The organism is Streptomyces sp. NPDC001985 (genome assembly GCF_040296845.1).
Taxonomy (GTDB): Bacteria; Actinomycetota; Actinomycetes; order Streptomycetales; family Streptomycetaceae; genus Streptomyces.
In genome coordinates this window covers 1-5451 of sequence record NZ_JBEOYB010000157.1, presented here as the reverse complement: position 1 = coordinate 5451, position 5451 = coordinate 1, and the positions used below count along the sequence as shown (strand labels likewise).

Here is a 5451-nt window from a genome sequence, read left to right as displayed (position 1 = left end):
GGCTGCGCCACCAGGGGCCCATCGTCGTCGTCCTCGGGCTCAGCGGACTGGCCGGATACGCGGGTCTCCACCGACTCCAGGCCGTCCACCAGGGGGGCGCCCGGCCCCGGCGGCGGTTGAGGCGCGCCCTCGGCGTCGCGAATGGGGCCGCGCGACTCCAGCCCTGCCGGCGGTTGGGGCGCGCCGCCTCAGCCCTTCCGGCGATGGGGGCAGCACCACCTCAGCCCTCCGGCGATGGGAGCAGCACCACTTTCAGCCCCGCCGGCGTTTGAGGCGCGGGGGTTCGGGGGCTGGCCCCCGACCGTGGCCCGCAGGGTGCGGGGTCCTGTGGCACAGGGTCCGTCCTCAATCGCCGGACGGGCTGGGTTTGTGCGGGGTCCTGTGGCACAGGGTCCGTCCTCAATCGCCGGACGGGCTGGGTTTGTGCGGGTTTCCTGTGGTGCGGGGGGCGTCCTCAAACGCCGGACGGGCTGGGTTTGTGCGGGCTGCCTGTGGTGCGGGGTCCGTCCTCAAACTCCCCCAGAGCTGCCTCTGGGAGGTGCCCCCAGACGGGCTGGGTTTGTGCGGGCTGCCTGTGGTGCGGGGGGCGTCCTCAAGCTGCCCCAGAGCTGCCTCTGGGAGGTGCCCCCGGACGGGCTGAGAATGCTCGGGGCGGCCCAGGGGGTGGGGGGTCAGGGGGTGGAGAGGAGGGCCGTGGCCGTGAAGAGGTTGACCGCGGTTTCGATCGCGCGCTCGTCCGCATCGAAATCCCCCCGGTGCAGATCATGCCTCGTCGGCCCCCCGGGCACCCTCACCCCCAGCCGCGCCATCGCCCCCGGCACCCTCTCCAGGTACCAGGAGAAATCCTCCCCGCCCAGGCTCTGTTCGGTGTCCTCCACCGCCCCCGCCCCCCTCCGCGCGATCTGCGCCTCGCGCAGCAGCTCCGTGACCCCCGGGTCATTCACCACCGGCGGCACCCCCCGGATGTAATTGATCTCCGACTTCGCCCGGTGCAGCGTCGCGATCTCGTCGATCGCCGCGTGCACCAGATCGGGGGCGGCCCGCCACGACGGGAGGTCCAGGCAGCGGACCGTCCCGGACAGCTCGGCGTGCTGCGGGATGACATTGCAGGCGTGGCCCGCCTCGATACGGCCCCAGGTGACCGAGAGCCCCGAGCGGGCGTCCACCCGGCGGGAGAGCAGGGCCGGGACCTCGGTCGCGACCTTCGCCGCCGCCGTGACCATGTCGGTGGTCAGATGCGGACGGGCGGTGTGCCCGCCGGGCCCGTCGAGGGAGACCTCCAGGCGGTCGCAGGCGGAGGTGATGGGTCCGGGCCGCAGCCCGATCGTCCCGGCGTCGACCCGGGGGTCGCAGTGCACTCCGACGATCATCCCGACGCCCTCCAGGACCCCGGACTCGATCGCGTCGGACGCGCCCCCCGGCAGCACCTCCTCGGCGGGCTGGAAGATCAGCCGTACCGGCCTCGGCAGCAGCCCTTCCCGGTCCAGGTCGGCCAGGACGAGCCCCGCGCCGAGTACGGCGGTGGTGTGCACGTCATGGCCGCAGGCGTGCGCCCGGTTGGGGATGGTGGAGCGGTAGGGGACGGTCTTGGTGTCGGGGATGGGGAGCGCGTCGATGTCCGCGCGCAGGGCGAGCAGTGGCGTTTCTCCACCGTCGCCACCGCCTTCCTCGCCGGTTCCCCGGCCGATGTCGCACATGAGCCCGGTGCCGGTGGCGAGCACGCGTGGCTCAAGGCCGGCCTGCTCCAGACGGGCCTTGATGGCGGCGGTCGTACGGAACTCCTGGTTGCCCAGTTCCGGGTGCATGTGCAGATCGCGGCGGAAGGCGATCAGCTCGACACGCAGCGATTCGGACAGAGTGCCGGGAAGTGCGACGCTCCCGGGCAGGTCGGCTTCGGACTCGCGGGACATCAGTTGGTTCACCTGTTGAAGGGTAGAGCCAGACGGGGGTCAACTGACCGCTGATCAACAAAAGTTCAATCCGACAGGCGAAAGAATCGCGGTCCCAAGGTGCATGATTGTGGATCTCTCCGGGTAAACTTTCGCGCCTTTCGACCGTACCCCACCTCGGAATACACCGCCTGGGGGCGGGATCTCCCCGGGGCCGGAGCGCCGGGCGCGGGCGGCGGGCCGGGTGATCGCCTTCAGCTCTTCCCCGGACCGTCCGAAGGCGGCCTTCAGACCGGCGCGGGCAGCCGCTGGACCCCCCGCGCGGTGCCCGTGACACCCGCCAGGAAGCCCTGGGCGCGCGGAGAAGCGGTCTCCCTCAGCCATTCCGGCGCGATCTCGCAGACCGCCACCTTGATTCCGGTACCCGCGAGTGCCAGGGGGAGGGTGTGGAGCACGGTGGAGGGGAAGCTGAGGACCGTGGAGCCGATCGGGCCCCGGCGGGCCACCAGCTCCAGCGGGAGTTCCGGGCGGACGATCTCCAGGCCGGTCTCCCCGGCCAGCCGGTGGAGCTTGTCGGGGCTCTCGCGGCGGTGGGCGAAGTAGCGGCGGGCGCCGTGGGCACGGGCCAGGCCGGCCACCGCCCGTACGTACTGGCCGGGATCGACCACGCCCGTCTCCACCAGTGAGGTGCCGACCAGATCGGCTCCCCGGACGATGGTCGGCGGGCCGAAGCGCAGACGGGTCCACTCGAAGGTGTTGGCGGTGACGGCGAGGGACTCGGGCGGCTCCACCGGCATCGCGGTGAAGACCTCGACGGCCCGGGTGGGGGAGGGCAGCAGCCGCCGCCGGGCCAGCGAGGTGACCGGGGCGAGCACCAGTTCGCGGGGGCCGCCCGCGCCGCGCCGGTGCCAGCGCACCAGCTTCTCGCCCCGGGTGAGCTGGGCGGCGAACTCCATGGTGGCGGTGCCGTCGTCCACCACCGTCAGATCCTTCTCCCCGACGAGGGTCAGCAGGAGCTGCACATAGCGCGAGAAGGGGTCGCCTATGACGATCCGGCGGGCGCGGCGCAGCAGCGGGAGGAGCTGGCGCACGGCCCTCACCGGCGCCGCCGCCCCGCCGCGCGCCTCCTGCCAGCGCACCGTGTGCCCCTCGTCCCGGGCCAGTTCCGCCATCCGGCGCAACTGGCCCCGGGACATGGGGTCGGTGGGTGACAGCACGACGACCGTGAGCCCGGTCGACAGCGGGTCGTAGGGCTGGGCGTGGGCCCACTCCAGGACGTTCAGGAGCTGGACCGGGGACTCGACGAAAGCGAGATTCACTTCAGTTCACCTCAAGAGAGCTGCGCGAACGGGCGGGCGGGCGGGGCTGGGCGGGGCGGCCGGGGGCGGTGGTGGTGGTGGTTCAGACGCCGGCGGGCACGCGGTCGGCGGTGTCGTCCGACTCGGCGACGACGCCCGCGACCCGGCGGAGCTTGCGCATGGGGGCGAGTTCGGAGTCGTACACCCGCTTCACCCCGTCGCCGAGCGCCGCCTCGATGGTGCGGATGTCCCGGACCAGCCGCTGGAGGCCGCCCGGCTCGACCGACGCGGCCTGGTCGGAGCCCCACATCGCCCGGTCGAGGGTGATGTGGCGCTCGACGAAGGCGGCGCCGAGCGCGACGGCGGCCAGCGTGGTCTGGAGGCCGGTCTCGTGGCCGGAGTAGCCGATCGGGACGTTCGGGTACTCGCTCTTGAGGGTCTGGATGACGTTGAGGTTCAGCTCCTCGGCCTGCGCCGGGTAGGTCGAGGTGGCGTGGCAGAGAATGATGTTGTCGCTGCCGAGCACCTCGACCGCGTGCCGGATCTGGCGCGGGGTGGACATCCCGGTCGAGAGGATGACGGTCCGGCCGGTGGCGCGCAGGGCGCGCAGCAGCTCGTCGTCGGTGAGCGAGGCGGAGGCCACCTTGTGGGCGGGGACGTCGAACCTCTCCAGGAAGGCCACGGCCTCGGTGTCCCAGGGGGAGGCGAACCAGTCGATGCCGCGCTTGCGGCAGTGCTCGTCGATGGAGCGGTACTCCTCCTCGCCGAACTCCACCCGGTGGCGGTAGTCGATGTAGGTCATCCGGCCCCAGGGGGTGTCGCGCTCGATGTCCCACTGGTCGCGCGGGGTGCAGATCTCCGGAGTGCGCTTCTGGAACTTGACCGCGTCGCAGCCCGCGTCGGCCGCGGCGTCGATCAGGGCGAGGGCGTTGTCGAGGTCTCCGTTGTGGTTGATGCCGATCTCGCCGGTGACGTAGACGGGGCGGCCGGGGCCGGCGGTGCGGGTGCCGAGGGTGCGCAGTCGGGAGGTGTTCATGGGGGTTTTCCTCATTCTTCGGTGGGGTGATCGGGTGGTCAGGGGGTCAGTTCGGGGCCGAGGAGCCAGGTGGCGATCTCCCGGACCGCGCCCCGGCCGCCGGGGGTGGTGGTGGTCGCCCGGGCCTGTTCCCGTACGGCGCCGTGGGCGTCGGCGACGGCGACCGGCCAGCCCGCCAGGGCGAAGCAGGGCAGGTCGTTGACGTCGTTGCCCGCGTAGAGGACCCGGGCGGGGTCGATGGAGTGCTCGTCGCACCACTGCTTGAGCGCGAGGTCCTTGCGGTCGACGCCGTGCAGTACGGGGATACGGAGCTTGCGGGCGCGGGCCGCGACCACGGGGTTCCGCTCGCTGGAGAGGATGAGCAGGGCGAGGCCGGCCCGGCGCAGCCGGTCGATGCCGAGGCCGTCGCCTCGGTGGACGGAGACGGTTTCGCGGCCGTCGGCGTCGATGTGGACGCGGTCGTCGGTCTGGGTGCCGTCGAAGTCGAGGACGACGGCGTCGATGTCGCCCCGGGTGGGGAGCGCCTCCGGCGGGGTGTCGAGGAGGGGGGCGAGGGCGCGGGCCCTGGCCAGGTCGTGGGGGTCGTCCACTTCGAGGACGCGGGCGGGGTCGGTGGGGACGAGGGCGGTGCGGCCGAAGAAGCGGTGGTGGGATGTGCGGAAGCCGGGGGTGGTCATGGCGTAGGCGGCGCCGGTCTCCAGGAAGTCCTGGGGGCGGTCCTGGCGGCGGGGGCGGGAGGCGGGGGTGTGATTGACCCCGATCCCGCCGATCCCGCGCCCCGAGGGCCCCGCGCCCCCCGGCCCGTCCACGGGCACGCCCTCCGGCCTCGCCGGAGCCGTATCCCCCGCCCCGTCCAGGGGCATACCTCCCGGCCCGTCCAAGGGCATACCTCCCGGCCCGTCCAAGGGCACACCCTCCAGCCTTGCCGACGCACGAGGTGCAACCTCCGGCTCGTCCAGGGGCACACCCTCCAGCCTTGCCGACGCACGAGCCGCACCTTCCGGCGCCGCCGGAGCCGTATCCCCCAGGCCGTCCAGGGGCGCCGACGGACCACCCCCCAGCCCCTCCGACGCTCGAACCGCACCCTCCTGCCCCTCCGGCGATTGAGCCGTGCCACCCAGCCCCTCCGGCCATTGAGCCGCACCACCCAGCCCCTCCGGCCATTGAGCCGCACCACCCAGCCCCTCCGGCGATTGAGGAGCGGGGGTTCGGGGGCTGGCCCCCGACC

General features: G+C 73.0%; 3 protein-coding genes and 1 pseudogene. All 4 read right to left on the bottom strand.

From position 1 onward, the window contains the following. Window positions 1–671: 671 nt before the first annotated feature. Complete coding sequence (locus tag ABT122_RS33130) at window positions 672–1910, bottom strand: amidohydrolase (RefSeq protein ID WP_351559833.1); 1239 nt, start codon at window positions 1908–1910, stop codon at window positions 672–674. Window positions 1911–2176: 266 nt separating this feature from the next. Next, on the bottom strand, window positions 2177–3208 hold the full coding sequence (locus tag ABT122_RS33125) for a hypothetical protein (RefSeq protein WP_351559831.1): 1032 nt from the start codon (window positions 3206–3208) through the stop codon (window positions 2177–2179). A gap of 82 nt (window positions 3209–3290) precedes the next feature. Then, window positions 3291–4223, bottom strand: a complete 933-nt coding sequence (locus ABT122_RS33120) for an N-acetylneuraminate synthase family protein (protein ID WP_351559830.1) — start codon at window positions 4221–4223, stop codon at window positions 3291–3293. A 38-nt stretch (window positions 4224–4261) separates the two neighbouring features. Next, window positions 4262–4990 (bottom strand): annotated as a pseudogene (locus ABT122_RS33115) (KdsC family phosphatase); the annotation flags it as partial. Between the last annotated feature and the right edge of the window lie 461 nt (window positions 4991–5451).